Source organism: Pelovirga sp. (assembly GCF_059864205.1).
The window spans coordinates 32,164-52,103 of sequence record NZ_JCBCBS010000087.1; the positions used below are offsets into that span (position 1 = coordinate 32,164).

At 53.1% G+C, this 19,940-nt stretch carries 16 protein-coding genes and 2 pseudogenes; 9 read left to right on the forward strand and 9 right to left on the reverse strand.

Annotation, left to right across the window (positions count from 1 at the left end; genetic code table 11):
* The first annotated feature begins 125 nt into the window (after positions 1 to 125).
* Complete coding sequence (locus AC6F7T_RS05890) at positions 126 to 2,093, forward strand: cation:proton antiporter domain-containing protein (protein WP_500717073.1); 1,968 nt, start codon at positions 126 to 128, stop codon at positions 2,091 to 2,093.
* Between the two features lie 186 nt (positions 2,094 to 2,279).
* On the opposite strand, the gene AC6F7T_RS05895 is transcribed toward AC6F7T_RS05890, so the two are convergent.
* The 7 genes from AC6F7T_RS05895 to AC6F7T_RS05925 all read right to left on the reverse strand — a co-directional run bounded on the left by AC6F7T_RS05895 (position 2,280) and on the right by AC6F7T_RS05925 (position 9,194).
* Positions 2,280 to 3,074, reverse strand: a complete 795-nt coding sequence (locus AC6F7T_RS05895; protein ID WP_500717074.1) for an ABC transporter permease — start codon at positions 3,072 to 3,074, stop codon at positions 2,280 to 2,282.
* Positions 3,071 to 3,751, reverse strand: a complete 681-nt coding sequence (locus AC6F7T_RS05900) for an ATP-binding cassette domain-containing protein (protein WP_500717075.1) — start codon at positions 3,749 to 3,751, stop codon at positions 3,071 to 3,073. The genes AC6F7T_RS05895 and AC6F7T_RS05900 overlap by 4 nt, the downstream gene beginning before the upstream one ends.
* 117 nt (positions 3,752 to 3,868) lie before the next feature.
* Positions 3,869 to 5,338 (reverse strand): multiheme c-type cytochrome, encoded by a 1,470-nt coding sequence (locus tag AC6F7T_RS05905; protein WP_500717076.1) that lies wholly within the window; start codon positions 5,336 to 5,338, stop codon positions 3,869 to 3,871.
* A 170-nt stretch (positions 5,339 to 5,508) separates the two neighbouring features.
* Complete coding sequence (locus AC6F7T_RS05910) at positions 5,509 to 6,189, reverse strand: response regulator (protein WP_500717077.1); 681 nt, start codon at positions 6,187 to 6,189, stop codon at positions 5,509 to 5,511.
* The gene (locus tag AC6F7T_RS05915) at positions 6,189 to 7,625 is read right to left on the reverse strand and encodes an ATP-binding protein (RefSeq protein ID WP_500717078.1); all 1,437 of its coding nucleotides are present in this window, start codon (positions 7,623 to 7,625) and stop codon (positions 6,189 to 6,191) included. The genes AC6F7T_RS05910 and AC6F7T_RS05915 overlap by 1 nt, the downstream gene beginning before the upstream one ends.
* 7 nt (positions 7,626 to 7,632) lie before the next feature.
* Entirely contained in the window at positions 7,633 to 8,250 is a 618-nt protein-coding gene (locus AC6F7T_RS05920; protein WP_500717079.1) for a 50S ribosomal protein L11 methyltransferase, read from the reverse strand.
* Complete coding sequence (locus tag AC6F7T_RS05925; RefSeq protein ID WP_500717080.1) at positions 8,247 to 9,194, reverse strand: AEC family transporter; 948 nt, start codon at positions 9,192 to 9,194, stop codon at positions 8,247 to 8,249. The genes AC6F7T_RS05920 and AC6F7T_RS05925 overlap by 4 nt, the downstream gene beginning before the upstream one ends.
* Before the next feature lie 295 nt (positions 9,195 to 9,489).
* Here AC6F7T_RS05925 and AC6F7T_RS05930 point away from each other — a divergent pair, with 295 nt between their 5' ends.
* From AC6F7T_RS05930 to guaA, 8 genes are all read left to right on the forward strand, one after another.
* The gene (locus tag AC6F7T_RS05930; RefSeq protein ID WP_500717081.1) at positions 9,490 to 10,011 is read left to right on the forward strand and encodes a redoxin domain-containing protein; all 522 of its coding nucleotides are present in this window, start codon (positions 9,490 to 9,492) and stop codon (positions 10,009 to 10,011) included.
* A 15-nt stretch (positions 10,012 to 10,026) separates the two neighbouring features.
* Positions 10,027 to 10,779 (forward strand): cytochrome c biogenesis protein CcdA, encoded by a 753-nt coding sequence (locus tag AC6F7T_RS05935; protein ID WP_500717082.1) that lies wholly within the window; start codon positions 10,027 to 10,029, stop codon positions 10,777 to 10,779.
* 154 nt (positions 10,780 to 10,933) lie between these two features.
* Positions 10,934 to 11,365: a transcriptional repressor gene (locus AC6F7T_RS05940; RefSeq protein ID WP_500717083.1), complete on the forward strand. Its 432-nt coding sequence runs from the start codon at positions 10,934 to 10,936 to the stop codon at positions 11,363 to 11,365.
* Between the two features lie 41 nt (positions 11,366 to 11,406).
* Positions 11,407 to 13,365, forward strand: a complete 1,959-nt coding sequence (feoB, locus tag AC6F7T_RS05945; RefSeq protein ID WP_500717084.1) for a ferrous iron transport protein B — start codon at positions 11,407 to 11,409, stop codon at positions 13,363 to 13,365.
* A gap of 183 nt (positions 13,366 to 13,548) precedes the next feature.
* On the forward strand, positions 13,549 to 14,196 hold the full coding sequence (locus tag AC6F7T_RS05950; RefSeq protein ID WP_500717085.1) for an iron dependent repressor, metal binding and dimerization domain protein: 648 nt from the start codon (positions 13,549 to 13,551) through the stop codon (positions 14,194 to 14,196).
* A gap of 122 nt (positions 14,197 to 14,318) precedes the next feature.
* Positions 14,319 to 15,417 (forward strand): peptide chain release factor 2 gene (gene prfB, locus AC6F7T_RS05955; protein WP_500717086.1). Its coding sequence is split into 2 segments (ribosomal slippage): positions 14,319 to 14,387 and positions 14,389 to 15,417, totalling 1,098 coding nucleotides; the frame shifts between segments, so codons are not numbered across the junction.
* Between the two features lie 126 nt (positions 15,418 to 15,543).
* Positions 15,544 to 17,016, forward strand: a complete 1,473-nt coding sequence (guaB, locus tag AC6F7T_RS05960; RefSeq protein WP_500717087.1) for an IMP dehydrogenase — start codon at positions 15,544 to 15,546, stop codon at positions 17,014 to 17,016.
* 1 nt (position 17,017) lies between these two features.
* Positions 17,018 to 18,577, forward strand: a complete 1,560-nt coding sequence (guaA, locus tag AC6F7T_RS05965; protein ID WP_500717088.1) for a glutamine-hydrolyzing GMP synthase — start codon at positions 17,018 to 17,020, stop codon at positions 18,575 to 18,577.
* A gap of 104 nt (positions 18,578 to 18,681) precedes the next feature.
* Here guaA and AC6F7T_RS05970 read toward each other — a convergent pair.
* A pseudogene (locus AC6F7T_RS05970) lies at positions 18,682 to 19,068 on the reverse strand (type II toxin-antitoxin system RelE/ParE family toxin); the annotation flags it as partial.
* Positions 19,069 to 19,376: 308 nt separating this feature from the next.
* Positions 19,377 to 19,940, reverse strand: a pseudogene (locus AC6F7T_RS05975) (radical SAM protein); the annotation flags it as partial.

Genomic DNA, 19,940 nt, shown 5'->3' on the forward strand with positions numbered 1-19,940 from the left:
AGGTTTTGCTGGCAAGGGTTGGGATGGTGTAATTACAGACTGACTTTGACAGCGCCTGATGGTCAGACTATCTTTGACAACGAAAAACCTAAGCAATGGAATGGATCACATAGAAGGGAAGCTTTATGGGAATTGCCGCTGATATTGTCATTATTGTTGTTGCTGCACTGGTGGGTGGACTGGTTGCCCAGCGTTTGCGTCAACCGCTGATTCTCGGGTACATCCTCGCAGGGGTGGCAATCGGCCCTTTTGCCGGTGGTTTATCCATGTCGGAAGTCAATGAAATTGAGAAGCTCGCGGAAATTGGAGTGGCCCTGTTGCTCTTTGCTCTCGGGCTGGAATTTTCTCTGAAGGAGCTCAAGCCGGTCAAATATGTGGCTTTGATCGGCGGCCCGATTCAGATCCTGACGACCATCGGTTACGGTTACCTGATCGGTCGCTGGTTCGGCTGGGAACCGGGGCCTTCTTTATGGATGGGGGGACTGATTTCCATTTCCAGCACCATGGTGATCCTCAAAACCCTGATGGCCCAGGGGATGATGGGGACCCTGTCGAGTCGGGTGATGATCGGGATTCTGATTGTTCAGGATCTGGCTGTTGTTCCGCTGTTGATCCTGCTGCCGCAAATCACCAACCCGGCTGCCGGATTGCCCCTGCTTGGTGTAGCGGTGGTCAAATCCGTGGTTTTTCTGGCCATCATGTTGTTGCTTGGAACCCGATTATTGCCGTTTCTGCTGACGCGGGTGGCGCGCTGGAATTCGCGAGAACTGTTTTTGCTGACGATTACCGCCATCGGTCTGGGCATCGGCTATGCCACCTATATGGTCGGGCTGTCCTTTGCCTTCGGTGCCTTTGTCGCCGGCATGGTCCTGAGTGAATCGGATTATGGTCATCAAGCGTTAAGCGACATTATTCCGTTGCGCGATCTGTTTGGCCTGCTGTTTTTTACCTCGGTTGGTATGCTGCTCAATCCCCAGTTTCTGATTGAAAACTGGTTCGGGGTTTTTAAGCTGGTGATGCTGGTATCGGTTGGTAAAGCCGTGATTATGGCCATCATCGCCCGCGCTTTCGGTTATGGCAATATTGTGCCGCTGGCGGTGGCTCTGGGGATGTTCCAGGTCGGTGAATTTTCCTTCGTTCTCGGGCAGGTTGGTTATGGAGGTGGTTTTCTGAGTATGGAGCAGCATTCATTTTTGCTCTCTGCAACCATCATCAGCATGTTGATGACCCCCTTGGTCTCCGGTTTTACCTCCCCCTTGTATCGTTTGCAGCAGCGCCTGTTCAAGCGTGAAAAACTGGAATCTTTCAACCTCCCCCCTGGAGGGTTGCACGGCCATGTGGTGATTGCCGGGAGCGGGCAGGTGGGACAGAGCGTGGCTCACATCCTGACCAAACTTGACGTGCCTTTTGTCCTGGTCGAGCTTGCCCAGAATTCCATCAAGGAGAGTAAGAAACTGGGGTACCCGGTCATCTTCGGCGATGCCGGCTCACCGGTAGTGCTGGAAGCGGCCAATATAGCCGCGGCAAAACAGCTGTTGATCACTGTTCCCAATATTGTCACTACCGAGGCGATCGTTCGTCATGTCCACCTGAATTATCCTGACCTGAGTATGGTGGTCAGGGCTGTGGGGGCAGAACAGATGAAGGCCCTTTATGAAGATGGGGTCTATATGGTTATTAATCCGGAATTGGAAGCAGGGCTGGAAATCGCCCGGCAGGCTCTGTTGAATCTACATATTCCGGTACCGTTGATCCAGAAATTTACCGATGATGCGCGGCGCGAACGCTATTATGGCGACCGTGGTCAGCAGACCCTGGAGCAGGATCTTCATCTGCTCAAACACGCCCGTGATCTGATTGAGCTGACCTGGGAAGAAATTCAGGAAGAAAGTTTGCTGGTGGGAAAAAGTCTGCGTGAAATCAACCTGCGTCAGCACACCGGTGCATCGGTGGTCGGGGTGTTGCGAGAAGGGAACTTTATCAGTAACCCATCAGCTGATCTGGTATTTGCGGTCGGCGATCTGGTGGCACTGATCGGCAGCCCCCAGCAGTACCAAGCGGTCAGGGAGAGAATGGAGCCGTTGCACGGATAGAAAACCGGCCCCCTTAACAGGATGTAACTATTCAGCACTGTCCTTGCACAGAGTCGGGGTTCCTGTGGCAAGGGTGTTTGTCGCCATGGACGGCGACAACAAGCGGTCAGGGATGACCCAATAGCAAACAATCGCGTCCCTTGACATAGGATCCGAAGATCCGGTGCTGAACAGATACAACAGGATTTACTTCTGGTCTGCAAAAATTTTCTGTTTTAATAGTCCGTCTATGCCGATATTGCCCCTGGTGGTCAGAAAAATGGCAAGCAGGACCGTCAGTGCCGTGCCGCTAAAAATCGCGATCATGATAGCAATCTGATATTTGATGGCTGTCATCGGGTCACCTCCGGCCAGAATCACCCCCGTCATCATCCCCGGCAGGGCCACCAGTCCAATGGTTGCCATTGCCGCAACGGTTGGAGCCAGAGCGGCATGAAAGGCTTTGCGCACGAAAGGAAGTAGAGCTTCCATCAGTCCGGCGCCCTGGGCCAGGGTATGAATATAGGTTTTTTCCTGGCGCCGCAGACTTTCATAGAAGGTTTGCATGCCAACGATATCAGCACGCAGACAGTTTCCCAGGATCATCCCGCTGATCGGGATGACATATTGGGCACCCAGGGCTGCGGAGTCCTGAAATACAAAGAAAACAAAAAACATCAAGGGCGTCAGGGTGCCGATCAGCAGAGATATAAAGACCCCGCCGGCGACAGCGCGCAAACGCAGGCCGCAACTGCGGACAATGGAGAGATCAGCTATGACAATCATGATCAACAGCCATAAACCGGTCAGCAGGACGCTGTTGAGTTTGAAAACAACCTGCAGGTAAAAACCGACAAACAGCAGCTGCAGGGTCATGCGCACCATGGCGATCAGGGTGTCGCTGATCATCGGCAGCCGCAGCCACATCATAATCGCCAGTGGGACAACAAACATCAGATAGGCCAGGGCCAGATTTAAAAAGCTGATATCAATAATGGTCATGATGGTTTCCGGGTGCGTTGTCGCAGGTCAACCGTCCGGTTAAGGGCGCCGGCCAGAGATGGATCATGGGATATCGCCAGAATTGTCAGTTCTTTCCTCTCCCTCAGCAGCCGCGCGACGCTAAAGGTCGTTTCTTCATCCAGGGCGGAGGTTGGCTCATCGAGTAATAAAATATCACGCTCAAGGAGCAGGGCACTGATCAGGGCGATACGTTGTTTTTCACCGCCGGACAGGGCGGTTATCTTTTTTGATCGCAATGAGTCGGGCAGACCTAGTTGGCCCATCAGTTCGGTAATGCGCCGGGAATTCAGTTGCAGATGGCGGTTTCTTTTATAGCTGAACGGGCGCGAAAAGACCGTTTCAACAGAATCATCACCCAGATCCGGTTCCTGGTCGACGTAGGCCATGCGGGAGCGTAATTGCCAGGCAGACCGAGATGTCAATTCGTTACCGAATATGCTGATAGATCCTGCACTGATGGGGACAAAGCCGAGCAGGGCGCGCAGCAGGGTGGATTTACCAAAGCCGGAAGGGGCTTTGATCAGGAGCTTCTCACCGGGTTCGAGGGTCAGGGACAAGTTTGAGAACAGGGTGGAGCCTGCAGCCCTCAACTCCAGCTTTTCAATATTGATGGCCTTGATAGCGGGATCCTTATCTGCCAGGGGGAGTGTGTTCATTATCGGTTAGCAAGCCTCCATGAGCGGTCTTCATACCACAAATAATAACAGGGGATCCGTCTGATTGACAGATCCCCTGTTGACCTTGTTGCTACGGAGTGATGCTAAAGCTGTTGTCTATTTACTCCAGGGGGTTGCTTCAATGGCAACCGTCATCCCCTTGCCTTCGTACTCCGCTTTTTCCCAGGGCCAGATCGCCAGCCAGTCTGCTTCGATAGTGGCGTTGCCATCTTTTTTCAGCGCCCAGTGGTATTTTTCCGGGGGCAAACCAAAAGAGCGGCCCTGATCATCCAGGTTGAAGATGTGCTGCTTGTTGGCGACGCGGCCACCTTCGTTATCCCAATTGCCGTATTTGTAGCGATCCCAGCCGGTGCGACCATCAAAGGCTTTGAGGACAGCTTCAGCCTGGTTGCCGTGGCACTTGGCGCAGACTTCAACAGCCGTCTTGTCAAACAGCCAGGGGCTTTGCGGATTATTGCCGACATTGTGGGTGGCATGGCAGTCAAAGCAGGCCATCTGGGCGTGGGTGCTGTGGGAACCGACAATGGTAGAGCTAAGCATCAGGTCCATATCCTGCTGATGGTCACGGCGCCCCTTGCCGTCAATGGAGACCTGACGGTTGCCCTTGCCCCAGGCTGGACGGGTGTATTGCATCACGTCTTCATAGGTGTGCTGCCCCTGGATGAAGCCACGGTTGTCGTTGGAGCCCTTGCCGTATTTGACGTTGGTCTGGGCGCGGGTGTGACAGTTGTTACAGGAAACCATGCGCGCAGCCGGATCGGTCAGTTTGGCCGGGTTAACGATATTGGCACTGGAGGGTTTTTTGGCATGGGCTGCACCCGGGCCGTGACAGGCTTCACAGGAGATATTGGTGGTGACTGCGAACGTATCGCGCAGGTGCTCGCGCTTGCCGGCGATATAGTCATCCTTAGCCTGATACCAGGCATCCGCATCGAAACCGGTGGTGTGGCAACCGATGCACTGCTCCTGCCAGGAACGCCAGGTGCCATAGTTGTTCTTGTTGATATCGCCGTCTTTTGGTCTGACTTCAATGAACAGGAATTTATAGCCGGCGCGCTCCTTGTTGCCGGGGTAATCAACCACGGTGGATTTGTCCAGGGTCCAGGAGATACCGCGATCCTGGGTCGTGGCCAGCCAGGCCTTGCGCGGGCCGCCGTCATAATACATGGCATAGCGCTGCTTGCGCTGGCTGCCGATGATCAATTCGACATCCTTGAGGGCGACCTTCTCAATGTCGATGTAGTTGGTATTGGCATCTTTGCGATCAAGGATCACGTAGGTATCAAGCTTGTCCCAGTCACGGACGATCCACGGGTAGATCTTTTCCTTGCCCCAGGGATAACGCTCATCGGAATAGCTGTTGTAGATTTCCGGGAAGGCTGGGCCCCATTCTGTCTTCATCGTGTGCCAGCTGGTTGACCAGTCTTTGTACTCCTGTGCGTGGCACATTTTACAGGTATCCGGACCGGCGTAGCCCTCGGTTTTCCAGCCTTCATACTGGTTGGCAAAGGCGTTTGCTGTCAGACCCACAAACACCAGGGTCAGACAAAAAATCAATTTTCTCATGTACTTACCTCCATGTGGCAGTTGTTGTGTTGATGCGGTGAATAGTCAACGGTGATGATGCCTATCCTAGATGGGCGGTGCCGGCAAAACCAGATAAAAGTAATCACCAATAGCGGATGGCCTTGTGAAGAAATCTTCACAGGGGAGTAACTGGCTGAAACGGTGAGTTTTTAAGGTACGATCGGGGGTCGCGCTTGAGCTGAAGCTTCCAGGCTCTTGCAGATGTAGGATAGGCAGGTAGCTGCGCGCTGACCGTTGGTGGTGAGTTGGTAGAATTTGTCCGATGTCTGGTCGATAAAGCCGGCCTCGCGCAGGGTTTTGAGATGAAAACTCACCTTGGTGTGATCCTCAATCTCCAGGGCGCGGACCAGATCCATAAAACGCATCTGCCCCTGGCGACTTAACAGCTGCAGGGCCTGTCGGCGCAGGCCGTTGGCGAGACCATTGAAAATCTTGTCCAGATCAGCGGCTTCGGTTTCTTCACAAAAACGGGCTTTTTGCAGGTTAAGCCGCACGGTTAACATCAGACCGTCAATTTTGAACGGTTTGACAATGTAATCGTCAGCACCCTGCTGCAGGGACTGGACAGCATTCTGCACTGACGCATAGGCGGTCATGACGATGATGCGGGTGCGTGGGGCCTGTCTTCTGATCAACGGGATGGCGGTCATGCCGTCGGTTCCGGGCATCACCAGATCGAGCAGGATCAGATCGAAGGTCTCCTGCTGCAGTCGCTCTAGGGCATCGTCAGCGCTCCGGGCCATAACTGCTTGCAACCCTTCCTGTTCCAGAACTTCCACCAGGGTGGTACGCAGCTCCCGGTCATCATCAACGACAAGAATTTGATTCATCAGCTTGCTTCCTTTTCTGGTTTTTCCTCACCGTGAAGGGGGAACTTCAGGGTGACCTGGGCACCATAAACCCCATAACGCGGGGCGATCTCAATGGAGCCGCCGTGCTGGTTCATGATGCCGTAGCAGATGGAGAGACCCAGGCCGGTGCCCTGACCGACTTCTTTGGTGGTGAAAAAAGGCTCCATCACCCGGGCGAGATTTTCTGGTGAAATGCCGGAGCCGGTGTCCGTCACCCGGATAATAACCTCATCAGCATCGACCCTGCCATTGATTTCAAGCGTTCCTCCTTCCGGCATGGCATCGATGGCGTTGAGAAACAGATTTAAAAACAGCTCTTCGAGCTTGATATGGTTTCCTTCGATAGGCGGCAGGGCTGTGATGTTGTCAATAAATCGATGATTAGAAGAACGGTATGCGGCCATTTCCCACGCAGATTTGATAATGGGTTTTAACGACAACTGGGCAAATTCAGTCTCAGAGGTTTTGCCACCGGCAAAGATGAGTAGTTCTTTGGCAATATGGGAAGATTTATCAATGCTCTTTTCGATCGTCGTCAGACGCCCAGTAATTTTTTCCGGAAGTTCTTTGACCTCTTTATGCTGGCGCAGCATTTCCAGTTGCAGGGAGGCATTGGCCAGGGGGTTGTTGATTTCATGGGCGATGCCCGCAGCCAGACGACCGATGGCACTGAGTTTTTCACTGTTGGCCGCCAGCTGAAGACGTTCGGTGATCATTTCTTCACGCTGATCCATGAAGGTATCAAGGGCGTACATGAGAAAATGCAGGATGATAAATGCACTGGTTGCCCGCCAGACCTCAATGGGCAGAATCAGTACCGACCCCGAGGGGATTGCACCGGTAAAGATGCCGTAGGCGACAAAGGCACTGCCTGTTCCGATAACGTTGTAGGCTCCGCGCAACCCCTGTCTGGAAAGTTGCCGGGCGTAAAGAAAAAAACCGGCAGCCGTTAAAATGGTTGCCGGCAGGGCGATCAACAGGCGCATGTCGTATTCGATTTTGCGCAGCAATGTTGGGTCATCCCATGGATATTGCCAAAGCAAATGGACAACTAAGGTGACCAGCATAATGATAAAAAAAAGCTGCGGCCAGGCTTTCGACCTTTCTACCAGTGCGGTTATCAGGGTGACGCCAAACATGAATAAAAACAGAAAAGAAACCAGCGCCGAGAGCAAACTGCTGTGGCGGATATAAATCAACAGTGTGCCGTCGTCGATCAGGCGCAAATGACGGTACATCTCCATCCACTCGTGCAGGGCGTGGACAAAAGCAAAGATGGCCAGCAGCCAGAACAGACCGGCAATTTTGAGGTTGGCGAAGGATTTGCGCCGCGATGTGATGGCAACGCCGATGGCAAAAAAAACCGCTCCGTAAGGGAGAAAAACCAGAAAAATCTGGGTTGGGGTCATTTGCATGAAGGCCTCATGTTCTCCGCAACAACAGGGTGCTGAATTCTTCCAGCAGGCGGTTTTTAACCAGGGTGCAGCCAAGGCTCTGATAGCGCTCGCGGATATCGAAGTTGTATTGCCACAGGATGCCGGAAAGAAGAATGATTGCCCCTGCTGCTGCGCGGTTAATCAGATCTTCCGCTACATCGAGCAGAATATCACCATAAATATTGGCCAGGATCAGGTCAAAATCTGACTCTGTGAGGGTGTCAAGGGTGCCGCAGTGGTGAGTAACGCTGTTAATCTGATTCAGGTTGCAGTTGTGGCGGGCGCTGGCAACGGCCGATTCTGCAACATCAACGCACCAGGCGTGACCACTAAAGAGTTTCAGGGCGGCAATAGAGAGAATAGCGGTACCACTGCCGAGATCAAGAATCTTTGGTGGCCTGGAAAAACTCCAATTCTCCATGATTTCGAGACAGCTGCGGGTGGTTTCATGATCGCCCGAGCCGAAGGCACCACGTGCCATGAAGATGGTCCGGCGGTTGTGGTCCGAAACGGCTGTGTCGGGAGGAACAATGATCAAGCTTTCGCCGATCAGCAGGGGGGTGAAATCGGTGTGGGGGCCAGGGGTTAGGGCTGGGGTCGTCATGGTAGAAGTCCGGTTCCTTTTAGAATCAGCAGGACGATGGTGTAACTGAGCGCCGACAACAGGGTGGAGAGCATGACGATTGAGCCGGCCAGTTCAGCATCCCCCTTCATCTGGTGTGCCATGATGTAGGTGGCTGTCGCTGCCGGGGTTGCCGCCATGAGAATGCCGATCCCCAGATCCTGGCCGCTGACCCCCAGGGGGATCAGAATAACAGTGGCGATCAGGGGGAGCAGGGCGAGCTTGATCAGGGTCGCCAGCCCGGCAATTTTTAAATCCCCTTTGAGTTGCCCTAAAGAAAAGGTGCCACCGATGGCCAATAGTGCCAACGGTAGCGACAAGCCAGTGGAAATATCGAGGGCACGGTCGAAGATGATCGGTAGCGGCAGTTCAAAAAAGCTCCACAGTAGACCGAGAAATGAGGCGACAATCAGGGGGTTCAGCGCCAGCTGGCGCAGCCAGTTGGTTTTATTTCCCTGCCGGTGCCCCTGGTGCGGCAGCAGCAGGGCCAGAATGGCAAAAAAGTTCAGCACCGGTACCAGAAACCCCATCAGGATACCAGCGCTGGTCAACCCCTCTTCACCGTAGGCGTTCATGCAGATGGCCAGACCGACGTAAGCCAGATTGCCACGGAAGGACCCCTGACTGAAGCTCCCCTTGACCGGGCCGGGATAGCGCCGCAGACTGGCATAACCGTACGAGACAAAAAAGCCGGCAGTGATGGCGATTGATGAGCCGACGACCAGCGCGGGATTAAAAAAAACATTGAAATCCGCCTGGCCGATACGATGAAACAGCAGCAGAGGGAGAAAAACCACATAAACCAGTTTGTTGGTATGTTTCAGAAAATTGTCATCCATCAACCCGAGACGCCGCAGCAGGGTGCCCAGGGCAATGACCAGAAAGACCGGCATGACTATAATGATCGTTTCAATAAAGGGCTGCATCGGGCTTCTCCTGGGGGCGCCGCTAAAATAGATCAAAAACGGGGCCGCTGTCCATTGTCCATCCGTGCTGCTGATATGACAACAGATTGTTGTTGACCGGACAGATCGCTTAACCTACAATTCAATATTCAGGTTTCTATATGTTTTGTGGTTGATCCTTGTGGAAAAATTTTACAGCGTCTGGTGGCGCTGATACTGCTTCTGTGTCAAAGCACATTGAAAATCCAGTAATCCATCCCTACACTGGCGCCTGTCGTTTGAGGATGCAAGCGCATATCAAAAAAGAGGAATAACCGTGTTGTTAAAAAAAATATCGGCCCTGGTGCTTGTTGTTACCAGTTTGCTGCTGCTCTCAGGGTGTTCAGGGGGGCCGCCGCGCTCGTCTGTTGCCGTGGGAAAACCGGCTCCTGATTTCACCCTGGTGAATATGCAGGGGGAAAGGGTCTCCCTCTCCGATTATCTTGGACAAGTTGTGGTGATCAATTTCTGGGCCACCTGGTGCCCCCCTTGTCGTGAAGAAAAACCGACAATGGAGAGCCTGTACCAGCAGTTCAAGGAGGAAGGACTGGTGTTTCTGGCGGTCAATGTGGAGGCAGACGGCCATCAGGTTGTCAGCCAGTATCTGCTGCGCAACTCCTACAGCTTCCCTATCCTCCTCGATGGCAAGGCGGTAGTACAGGGACTGTATGGTGTTTTTCGCTACCCGGAGTCTTATATTATTGATCGTGACGGTACGGTTGTTGAACATATTATCGGCGGTCGGGACTGGATGCAGAATCCGACCTACCGCATGATCGAATCTCTGCTGAAAAACTGACAAGGCTTTTATTACGTGGATATCGGGAGCGACATTACAATCTGGATCGCCTTCATGGCGGGAATTCTCTCTTTTGCTTCTCCCTGCGTGATTCCTCTGGTCCCTTCATACCTGACCTATATTACCGGTATGTCCTTCAGTGAACTGGATCTGTCTCAGCACGATACCAGAGCCAGAACCCGGGTGTTTGTTCACAGCCTGATCTTTATTGCCGGTTTCTCGGTGGTGTTTATTGCCCTGGGGGCCATGGCCGGTCTGGCCTCGGCGTCGGTTCAATACTATCTGCGCGAAAGCCTGGGGGTTATTCAGAAGGTCGGCGGAGTGGTCATTTTTCTATTCGGTGTCCATTTAAGCGGCTTGTTCCGTTTTACCTCTTTGCTGGGTGAAAAACGTCTACACGTACGTCATAAACCGGCCGGGTTGGTTGGTACCTTTGTTGTCGGTATCGCCTTTGCCGCCGGCTGGACCCCTTGTATCGGTCCGATTTTGGGAGCCATCCTGGCGATTGCTGCCGGCACTACCGGCGGCGTTTGGCAAGGGGTGTTACTGTTGAGTTTTTATTCTGCCGGCCTGGGAATCCCGCTGCTCATATCGGGGCTGCTGTTTCATTCTTTTCTCAATTTCTTCGATCGCTTCAAGCGTTATATCCGCTTTGTAGAAATTGCCACCGGGGTGTTGCTGATGGTTGCTGGTGTCCTGCTGTTTTTCGATCAGTTCAGTCGAATTGCTATTTTCCTGTACCAGGTTTTCCCCACCGAACTGGGTTGATTTTTTCCTTCGTCTTTTTACTTGATCTTTCGTTCCTCTTGCTCTAGTTTTTGAAACTCAATTTCAGTTGGTTTCCGGTTTTAAGGCCTTAACTCCTTGTGGAGTTTCCGAATGGATACCAGTTGGCTGGGTAGTATCGAGAGGAGCGATAACGATGAATCGAGCATTAGTATTTAATCAGCATCTGCGTAACAAAGGGTTGAAAAATACCCGTCAGCGGTTGATTATTCTCGAAACCTTTCTTGATTCTTCTTTCCATTATTCCACCGAAGAGCTTTATCAGGTATTGCGCAAAGACCACCCACGCATCGGCTATGCCACCGTCCATCGCACGCTGAAATTGTTCACTGAGTGCGGCATCGCGGTGGAGCTCAATTTTGGTGATGGTCAGACCCGTTTTGAGCCGCTCTACAGCGATCATCATCACGATCATCTGGTCTGTACCCGCTGTGGTAAAATTATTGAGTTTGTCGAACCGCGCATCGAGCAGTTGCAGCGTGAGGTGGCGGAACGCTATGATTTTTCAGTAGAAAGTCATCGTCATGAACTTTATGGTCGCTGTATCAAGTGCAGCCAGCCCTCCTGACCATGTTTTCTCTAGCCTGAACACCGAAAGAACGTACCGGTATGTCTGAGTCAGTGTCTCCATTGCCCAAAGTTATTCTTGTCGGCCACCCGAATGTCGGCAAAAGTGTTCTCTTTAATGCTCTGACCGGAGCATACGCCACCGTCTCCAATTACCCCGGTACCTCGGTTGAGGTGTCGTCGGGGCACTGTGTTATCAACGAACAGCGCTACGAGATTCTCGACACCCCCGGTATGTATTCTCTGATGCCGATCACGGAAGAAGAGCGGGTCGGTAGACAGATCCTGCTCCATAAAGACCCTCACGTTGTGGTGCACGTGATTGATGCGCGCAATATTGAGCGCATGCTCCCCATGACTTTGCAGTTGGTCGAGGCCGGTCTGCCGATTGTTCTGGTGGTTAATATTCTTGATGAAGCCGAGCGCCTCGGTATGAAGCTTGATCTGGAACGGTTGCAGCAGCGTCTCGGGGTCCCGGTGATCGGCGCGGTGATGAAGCGCAAGGTCGGCCTTGAAGAACTCTTTGCCGCCATCAAAGACTATTGCGTCTGCCCGCATAAGGTGTTTGTTTATCGCAATGACCTTGAACAGGATATTACTGCCGTTGTCCGGTTGCTGAACGGGGAGTATCGGTTAAGTAAACGCGCTTTGGGGATGCTGCTGATTCAGGGTGATGAGGATATCAAGCAGTTGGTCGAGCAGCAGGAGGATAGCGACCAGCATAACGCATTGGTTGAGCTGTTACGGGAAATCCGTTTTCGGCGCCGTGCTGATCTGCATTTGCAGATTGGTATGGAGCGGCGTCATATCAGCAAACAGATGCTCGACGGCGTCGTCATACAGACACAGGCAGCGCAAGAATCCTTTGGCGAAAAATTATCCGCTTGGATGATGAACCCTTACACCGGCGTGCCGTTGTTGTTGCTGGTGATCTATTTCGGGCTATTCCAGTTTGTCGGCGTTTTCGGGGCCGGTACCCTGGTCGATTTTCTCGAAGGATTTCTGTTTGAAGAGTACATCAATCCGCCGGTCATTGCCTTTGCGCAAAAATACCTCACGCCGGAATGGCTGTTTGAACTGATCGCCGGGGAATACGGGGTCTGGACCCTGGGGGTGCGCTACGCCGTCGCCTTGGTGCTGCCGATTGTCGGCTCCTTTTTTCTGGTCTTTTCGGTACTTGAAGATAGTGGCTATCTGCCGCGTCTGGCGATGATGCTTGATCGCATCTTCAAGAAAATCGGACTCTCCGGTCGGGCGGTTATCCCCATGGTGCTGGGTTTTGGCTGCGACACCATGGCCACCCTGGTAACCCGCACCCTGGAAACGACCCGCGAGCGGGTGATTTCGACCCTGCTGCTGGCCCTGGTCATTCCCTGTAGTGCGCAGCTGGGTGTGATTCTCGGATTGCTGTCTTCAGCGCCATCGGCCCTGGCGGTATGGACCATCTTCCTGCTCTTTGCATTTTTGCTGGTCGGTGTTCTTGCCGATCGCTTGCTGCCGGGGGAAAAGCCGGTCTTCTATATGGAGATTCCACCGCTACGGCGACCACAGTTGTATAATGTCGGTGTTAAGACCCTGACACGCATGAAGAGCTACTTCTTTGAAATTTTCCCCCTGTTTATTCTCGCCTCGGTGATTCTCTGGGCGGGGAAAATGACCAATACCCTGGATGCGGTCATTGCCGGGCTTTCACCGGTGGTCAGGGCGATAGGTCTGCCCACCGAGGCCACCACTGCCTTTGTGTTCGGGTTTTTCCGCCGCGATTTTGGTGCTGCCGGGTTGTATGATCTGCAGATGGCCGGTATCTTGAATGTCACCCAGCTGACCGTTGCCGCTGTGACCCTGACCCTTTTTGTTCCCTGTGTCGCCCAGTTTCTGGTGATGTTCAAGGAGCGTGGTTTCCGTATTGCTGTGGCAATTTTTATCTTTGTCACCGTTTTTGCCTTCAGCTCGGGATGGTTGCTCAACCGGATTCTGGTGGTGACCGGCTTGCTTTTATGATCTGCGGTTTTTGTCATCGCGAGTTGCCGGACAACCTTGAGGTTGATCCCAAACGGCCTTCCTGTGGCAGTTGCTTCGGCGGCTGCAAGAAAATTCATTGCCCCTGGTGTGGTTACGCCAATCCCCTGCCCGGTAAAATGCTGCGACGATTACTGTCTTCAACCAAGAAAAGAGGCTAAGCAAATGCAACTATTGTCAGAAAAGGCTGAAGAAGTTCTTGAGTCCCTGTGGATCCTGACGGTAGAAGGTGATCAGGTTGGCTGCCTGCTGGCTGATCTGCAGCTTGCCGCTGATGCTGAAGAAATACAGGATCTGCTCCAGCGCGCGTTTGTTGAAATTCGTGATAACCGGATTTTTCTGCGCCGTGAAGGGGAGGCCGAAGCGCGCATGACGGTGCGCAGGCATCGCCTGGCCGAACGTCTGACCATGGATATCCTTGGCATCGAAGGGGAGGAAGGTAACGAGCAGGCCTGTATATTTGAACATCTGCTGCGCCAGGGGGTCGACACCAAACTCTGTACCTTGCTTAATCATCCCAGTACCTGCCCCCACGGCAACCCTATTCCGCCGGGCGATTGCTGCTCCGAAGCGCGACGTTCCGGTTCGCCGGGGATTGTCCCTTTGACTGAGCTCAAGGCGGGGGAAACAGGAGGAATTGCCTATCTGGCGGCCAGTGATGATAAAAAAATGCAGAAACTGATGGGCATGGGGGTTTTGCCCGGCAGCGATATTCTGTTGATGCAGAAGTTTCCCAGCTATATTTTCAAAGTCGGACATTCACAATTCGCCGTGGATGAGTCACTGGCGCGCCAGATTCATATACGGCGTTAATTTATCACGATTTGAGCAGGCAAATTAGCCCTTGACCTGATCGACCAGATAGTTGATTGTCCTGCCCAACCCGTTGGTTAGACCACCCGTTAGAGAGACATTTTTTTAAGGAGTAAATCATCATGTTTCGCGAACCAAAAGAGATCGTCAAGGGATTGCAGACAAAATTTGAAGAGCTCTGGAGGTATCTTTGACGTTCCAGTCAAACAGGAACGGGTCGCTGAGTTAGAAGCGGAGATCGCCCGTCCCGATTTTTGGAATAAGGGGGAGCAGGCGCAGGAGTTGCTGCGCGAACGCACCCGGCTGCAGAAGGTTGTTGAAGACTGCCTTGCTGTTAATCAGCAGCTTGAAGACGCTACGGTACTGATTGAAATGGGCGAGGAAGGGGAGGACCAGGCAACCCTCGAAGAGGTAAATGCCATGCTGCCGGCCCTGGAAAAGAAGATCGCATCCATGGAATTTGCGCGCATGCTGTCCGGCCCCCATGATGCCGGCGATGCAACCTTGAGCATCAATGCCGGTGCCGGTGGCACCGAAGCCCAGGACTGGGCCGACATGCTGCTGCGCATGTATCTGCGTTATTGTGAGGATAAGGGGTTTAAAACCGAATTTACCGAATATCAGCCCGGCGATGATGCCGGTCTGAAAAGTGCCACCATCAACGTCAGCGGTGATTACGCCTACGGTTATCTGCGCTCCGAGAGTGGTATCCATCGCCTCGTGCGTATTTCCCCTTTTGATGCCAATTCTCGCCGCCATACCTCCTTTTGTTCGGTGTTTGTGTTTCCTGAGCTGGATGAGTCTATTGAGGTGGTGGTGGAAGACAAGGATATCAAGGTCGATACCTATCGCGCCAGTGGCGCCGGTGGGCAGCATATCAACAAGACCGATTCAGCCATTCGGATCACCCACATGCCTACCGGCATTGTTGTTGCCTGTCAGAATCAGCGTTCCCAGCATGCCAACCGGGCAACGGCACTGCAACAGCTTAAGGCGCGGTTGTACGAAATGGAAATCCGCAAAAAAGAACAAGAGGCCGCGGCCTTTTCTGAAGATAAAAAGGAGATTGGCTGGGGGAGCCAGATTCGTTCTTATGTTTTGCACCCTTATCGCATGGTCAAGGATCATCGCACCGGTTATGAAACCGGCAACACCGATGCTGTCCTCAACGGTGACATAGAAGCTTTTATTGAAGCCTATTTATTGCGCGGATCGCCCTGATAGGTCGTGCCGTTTTTTCATTTTTTTTACCTCTCGATGTCTGATGGCTGGTAACGATTGACTCACTATGAGGCATTCATTACATTTGTCAGCCACAAGGTTTTACCCCAGCTACAAGGAGCAGTTATGTACAAGCCTGATATCCCCATAGCCCTGACTTTTGACGATGTTCTGCTGCTGCCTGCCCACTCGCAGGTGCTTCCCAAAGATGTGGATCTTTCCGCGCAACTGACGCGGACGATCAGGCTCAATATCCCTCTGCTGTCAGCGGCGATGGACACGGTGACCGAATCACGCACGGCGATCTGCATGGCGCGTGAAGGCGGACTGGGGATTGTCCATAAAAACATGACCCCTGAAGCCCAGGCGATTGAGGTCGATCAGGTCAAAAAATCAGAAAGCGGGATGATTGTCGATCCGATCACCATGGCCCCTGATCAGAAGATCTCCGATGCCCTGGTGGTGATGAATAAATATCGCATTTCCGGTGTCCCCATCACCCAGAACGGTAAGCTCGTCGGTATCATGACCAATCGTGATCTGCGCTTTGAAACCAATCTGGAACAGCCCATTGCCAATGTCATGACCAAGGACAAACTGGTTACGGTTCCCCCCGGCACGACCCTGGAAGAAGCCAAGTTTCACCTGCACAAGCACCGCATAGAAAAACTGCTGGTTGTGGACGATGATTTTGTGCTCAAAGGGTTGATCACCATCAAGGACATTGAAAAGGTGCGCAAGTATCCCAACGCCTGCAAGGACGACTTCGGCCGTTTGCGGGTGGGTGCAGCCGTCGGTGTCGGTGATGATCTCGAGGCTCGCGCCGCAGCCCTGATTCAGGCCGGGGTTGATGTGCTGGTCGTAGATACCGCCCACGGTCACAGTCAGAAAGTTATCGATTCGGTCAAATGGCTGCGCGCCAAATATCCGTCTGTGCAGTTGATGGCCGGTAATATTGCCACCGCCGCTGCCGCCAGGGCGCTGATCGATGCCGGTGTCGACGCCGTCAAGGTTGGTATTGGTCCCGGCTCTATCTGCACCACGCGCGTTGTTGCCGGCATTGGTGTGCCGCAGATTACCGCTATTCAGAATGTTGCCGGCGTTACCCTGGATGCCGGAATTCCGCTGATTGCCGATGGCGGTATTAAATTTTCCGGCGATTTACCCAAGGCGTTTGCCGCCGGTGCCGATATTGTCATGATCGGCTCCCTGTTCGCCGGTACCGAGGAATCCCCGGGTGAAACCATCCTTTATCAGGGCCGGACCTACAAGTCCTACCGTGGTATGGGCAGTTTGGGAGCGATGAAACAAGGAAGCAAGGATCGTTATTTTCAGGCGGAAGAACAGGACGTCAAACTGGTGCCGGAGGGGATCGAGGGACGGGTGCCGTTTCGCGGCCCACTTTCCAACAATATCCACCAGCTGATCGGCGGTCTGCGTTCCGGCATGGGCTATACCGGCTGTCGCACCATTGGTGAATTGCAGCGTAACGGCCAGTTTGTGCGTATTACCAATGCCGGGCTCAAGGAATCCCATGTCCATGATGTTACCATCACCCAGGAATCACCCAACTACCGGATTGAGGGGAATGGCAGCTAAGATGTCAACTATCCACAGCGAACGGATTCTGATCCTTGATTTTGGTTCCCAGTACACCCAATTGATTGCCCGCCGGGTGCGCGAGTCGCGGGTTTATTGCGAGCTTCATCCCTATGATATGACCATGGCTGAGATTCGTGCTTTCAAACCCAGCGGCATTATCCTGTCTGGTGGCCCCAAATCAGTGTACGACGCTGATGCCCCGCCGGTTGAGGAATCTCTGTTTGAGCTTGGCGTGCCGGTTCTGGGTATCTGCTACGGCATGCAGTTGCTGAGCCAGCATTTCGGTGGCAAGGTAGTGGCGGCAGGAAAAAGGGAATACGGTCATGCCGTGCTTGAGGCGGTTGGCCGGCCGGGCGACCTTTTTGACGGATTTTTTACCGAAGGCACCAGTTCGGTGTGGATGAGCCACGGTGATCACGTTGAGGATGTGCCTACCGGCTTTGAGGTCGTTGCCCGAACGACTAACGCGCCGGTGTGCGCCATCCAGAACCCCCAGCGCAACCTCTATGGTGTGCAGTTTCACCCCGAGGTGAATCATACCCCTCAGGGAGAGCTGATGTTGAGCACCTTTGTCCGTAAAATTTGTCGCTGCAGCGGGCAGTGGACGCCAGGGAAGATTGTTGATGATGCCGTCGCCCGTATTCGTGAACAGGTCGGCACCGAGCAGGTGATCCTCGGTCTGTCAGGTGGCGTCGATTCCTCGGTGGCGGCGGCGCTGATCCATCGCGCCATCGGTGATCAGCTCCACTGTGTTTTTGTCGACAACGGCCTGTTGCGCCTTGACGAAGGTGATCAGGTGATGGCCACCTTCGCCGGCAACCTCGGTGTCAAGGTGACACGGGTTAACGCCCAACGGCGTTTTTATGATGGTTTGAAAGGGGAGGCCGACCCGGAGAAAAAGCGCAAAATTATCGGTAACCTGTTCGTCGATATCTTTGAAGAGCAGGCCGCCGAGGTTGAGGATGCCCAGTGGCTGGCCCAGGGGACCATCTATCCTGATGTCATTGAATCGGCCGGGGCCAAGACCGGTAAGGCCCATAACATCAAAAGTCATCATAATGTCGGTGGTCTGCCCGACTATATGAAGCTCAAATTACTCGAGCCCTTGCGTGAACTGTTCAAGGATGAGGTTCGCGCCGTCGGCGAAGAACTCGGTCTGCCAAAACAGATGGTCTGGCGTCATCCTTTCCCCGGCCCGGGTTTGGGAGTGCGGGTGCTGGGCGAGGTTAAAGAAGAATACTGCGATATTCTGCGCCGCGCCGATGCCATCTATATCGACGAACTCTACGAGAGCGGTCACTACCACAAGATCAGTCAGGCGTTTGCTGTCTTCCTGCCGGTCAAATCGGTGGGGGTGATGGGGGATGGCCGTACTTACGAATACGTCATCGCCCTGCGTGCGGTCGAGACCAAAGATTTCATGACCGCCGGCTGGTACCCCATGCCCTACGCCGACCTCGCCCGTATCAGCAACCGAATCATCAACGAGGTGAAAGGGGTAAACCGGGTGGTCTATGATATCTCCAGCAAGCCGCCGGCAACAATCGAGTGGGAGTGAAAATCTAAGCTAAACTATTGAAAAATAAAGCTTTCAAAGATACACAAAAGTTTCACACAGATTTCTAAGGTTATTGGAATTGTCAGTTCCTTTGTTTGATTAGGTTACCCGTCGGTGCTGTCTGACCAAAAATAGGTGAGCATATCCATCTGCCTGTGCAGGATACCGATAATATCAATGGAGCCTCCTTTTATCTGATAAAAGATAACGTGTTCTCCTTGGGGGAAGCTGTAATAATCATCCATCACATCCGGACGATGTTTGCCCGGACGCGGGTGCTCTGCCAACCATTCGAAGCGCTTCTCGAGGGCTTTCAGGTAAATATTGCGCTGGTTCTTGCCCCATTGACCCTCGGTATATCGACCGTTATGTTTCAAATCAGTCTGGGCATTTAGCCTGATTTTACGCTCCTCCATAGTGCGCAGGGCATCTCGAACAACTTCGCTTGCGGAGCCGTAGCGTCCGCTAGCGACCTCATTCTTGATATAATCTTCCCAATGATCTCAAATACTTAGGCTTGTCATTGCCATAGCATCCTCCAAATATTCATATTTGGTATCTGTTCAGCACCGGGTCGGAAATCCTATGTCAAGGGACGCTTTTCGTCATCCATGACCGCTTTTTGTCGCCGTCCATGGCGACAAAAACCCTTGCCACAGGAGCCAAAGGCCCTGCGCAAGGATAGAGCTGAATAGTTACCATATTTGTTAAATATGAATATAAATCGAGACAGTCAGGGAGGCAACTCGAATTTGGTGCTTGAAAAAAATGCCAAGAAAAAAGGCAGAATTTGATCAGTTCAAAAAAGGGTCTCTTCATAATCAGGCACTTCGTTGAACCAGCGTGGATGCTGACGTGCCTGCTGTAGTGCTGTTTCGGCCTGAGCGATGATTGCCTCACGATCACGGGGGTAGCGTCCGGCCAGATTCAGACTGTTGGAGACGTGATTGGAGCGCAGAATTGTCCCTTGCGGGTTCAGCTTGCGGACAACGGCCAGCGCTTCCTCAAGAACTTCACCATGGCTTAAGGGTTCGATTTTCGTGAAATAGCCATCGTTATGACGGCGGAACATGGTCAGCAAGGAAAAATATTCCGGTGATAACGCGTTGATCCAGGCCGCCGTTGCCTGCGCATGTTCGCTGCTGCGCTTGCGTCCGGCAAGGCCAAGGATCGCTGTGATCGACAGCTTAAGCTCAGCAGCCTGAGTCTTCTGACACAGGACCAGCATCTGCTCCGGTGAAAACCCCTTGTTCGCCAGCAGCAGGGTGTCGGGATCGCCACTTTCAAGACCAAAGTAGAGAATCCGCATTTTGCGCCGGCGTAACTCCGCCAGTTCGTCGACGCTTTTGGTCGTCAGGCTGTT

Excerpts from the sequence above, each read along its gene's own strand:
- AC6F7T_RS05905 (WP_500717076.1), bottom strand. The coding sequence starts at position 5,338 with ATGAGAAAATTGATTTTTTGTCTGACCCTGGTGTTTGTGGGTCTGACA.
- AC6F7T_RS05915 (WP_500717078.1), bottom strand. The coding sequence starts at position 7,625 with ATGCAAATGACCCCAACCCAGATTTTTCTGGTTTTTCTCCCTTACGGA.
- AC6F7T_RS05940 (WP_500717083.1), top strand. The coding sequence starts at position 10,934 with ATGAATCGAGCATTAGTATTTAATCAGCATCTGCGTAACAAAGGGTTG.
- AC6F7T_RS05890 (WP_500717073.1), top strand. The coding sequence starts at position 126 with ATGGGAATTGCCGCTGATATTGTCATTATTGTTGTTGCTGCACTGGTG.
- guaB (WP_500717087.1), top strand. The coding sequence starts at position 15,544 with ATGTACAAGCCTGATATCCCCATAGCCCTGACTTTTGACGATGTTCTG.
- AC6F7T_RS05950 (WP_500717085.1), top strand. The coding sequence starts at position 13,549 with ATGCAACTATTGTCAGAAAAGGCTGAAGAAGTTCTTGAGTCCCTGTGG.
- AC6F7T_RS05895 (WP_500717074.1), bottom strand. The coding sequence starts at position 3,074 with ATGACCATTATTGATATCAGCTTTTTAAATCTGGCCCTGGCCTATCTG.
- AC6F7T_RS05900 (WP_500717075.1), bottom strand. The coding sequence starts at position 3,751 with ATGAACACACTCCCCCTGGCAGATAAGGATCCCGCTATCAAGGCCATC.
- feoB (WP_500717084.1), top strand. The coding sequence starts at position 11,407 with ATGTCTGAGTCAGTGTCTCCATTGCCCAAAGTTATTCTTGTCGGCCAC.
- AC6F7T_RS05925 (WP_500717080.1), bottom strand. The coding sequence starts at position 9,194 with ATGCAGCCCTTTATTGAAACGATCATTATAGTCATGCCGGTCTTTCTG.
- AC6F7T_RS05920 (WP_500717079.1), bottom strand. The coding sequence starts at position 8,250 with ATGACGACCCCAGCCCTAACCCCTGGCCCCCACACCGATTTCACCCCC.
- AC6F7T_RS05910 (WP_500717077.1), bottom strand. The coding sequence starts at position 6,189 with ATGAATCAAATTCTTGTCGTTGATGATGACCGGGAGCTGCGTACCACC.
- guaA (WP_500717088.1), top strand. The coding sequence starts at position 17,018 with ATGTCAACTATCCACAGCGAACGGATTCTGATCCTTGATTTTGGTTCC.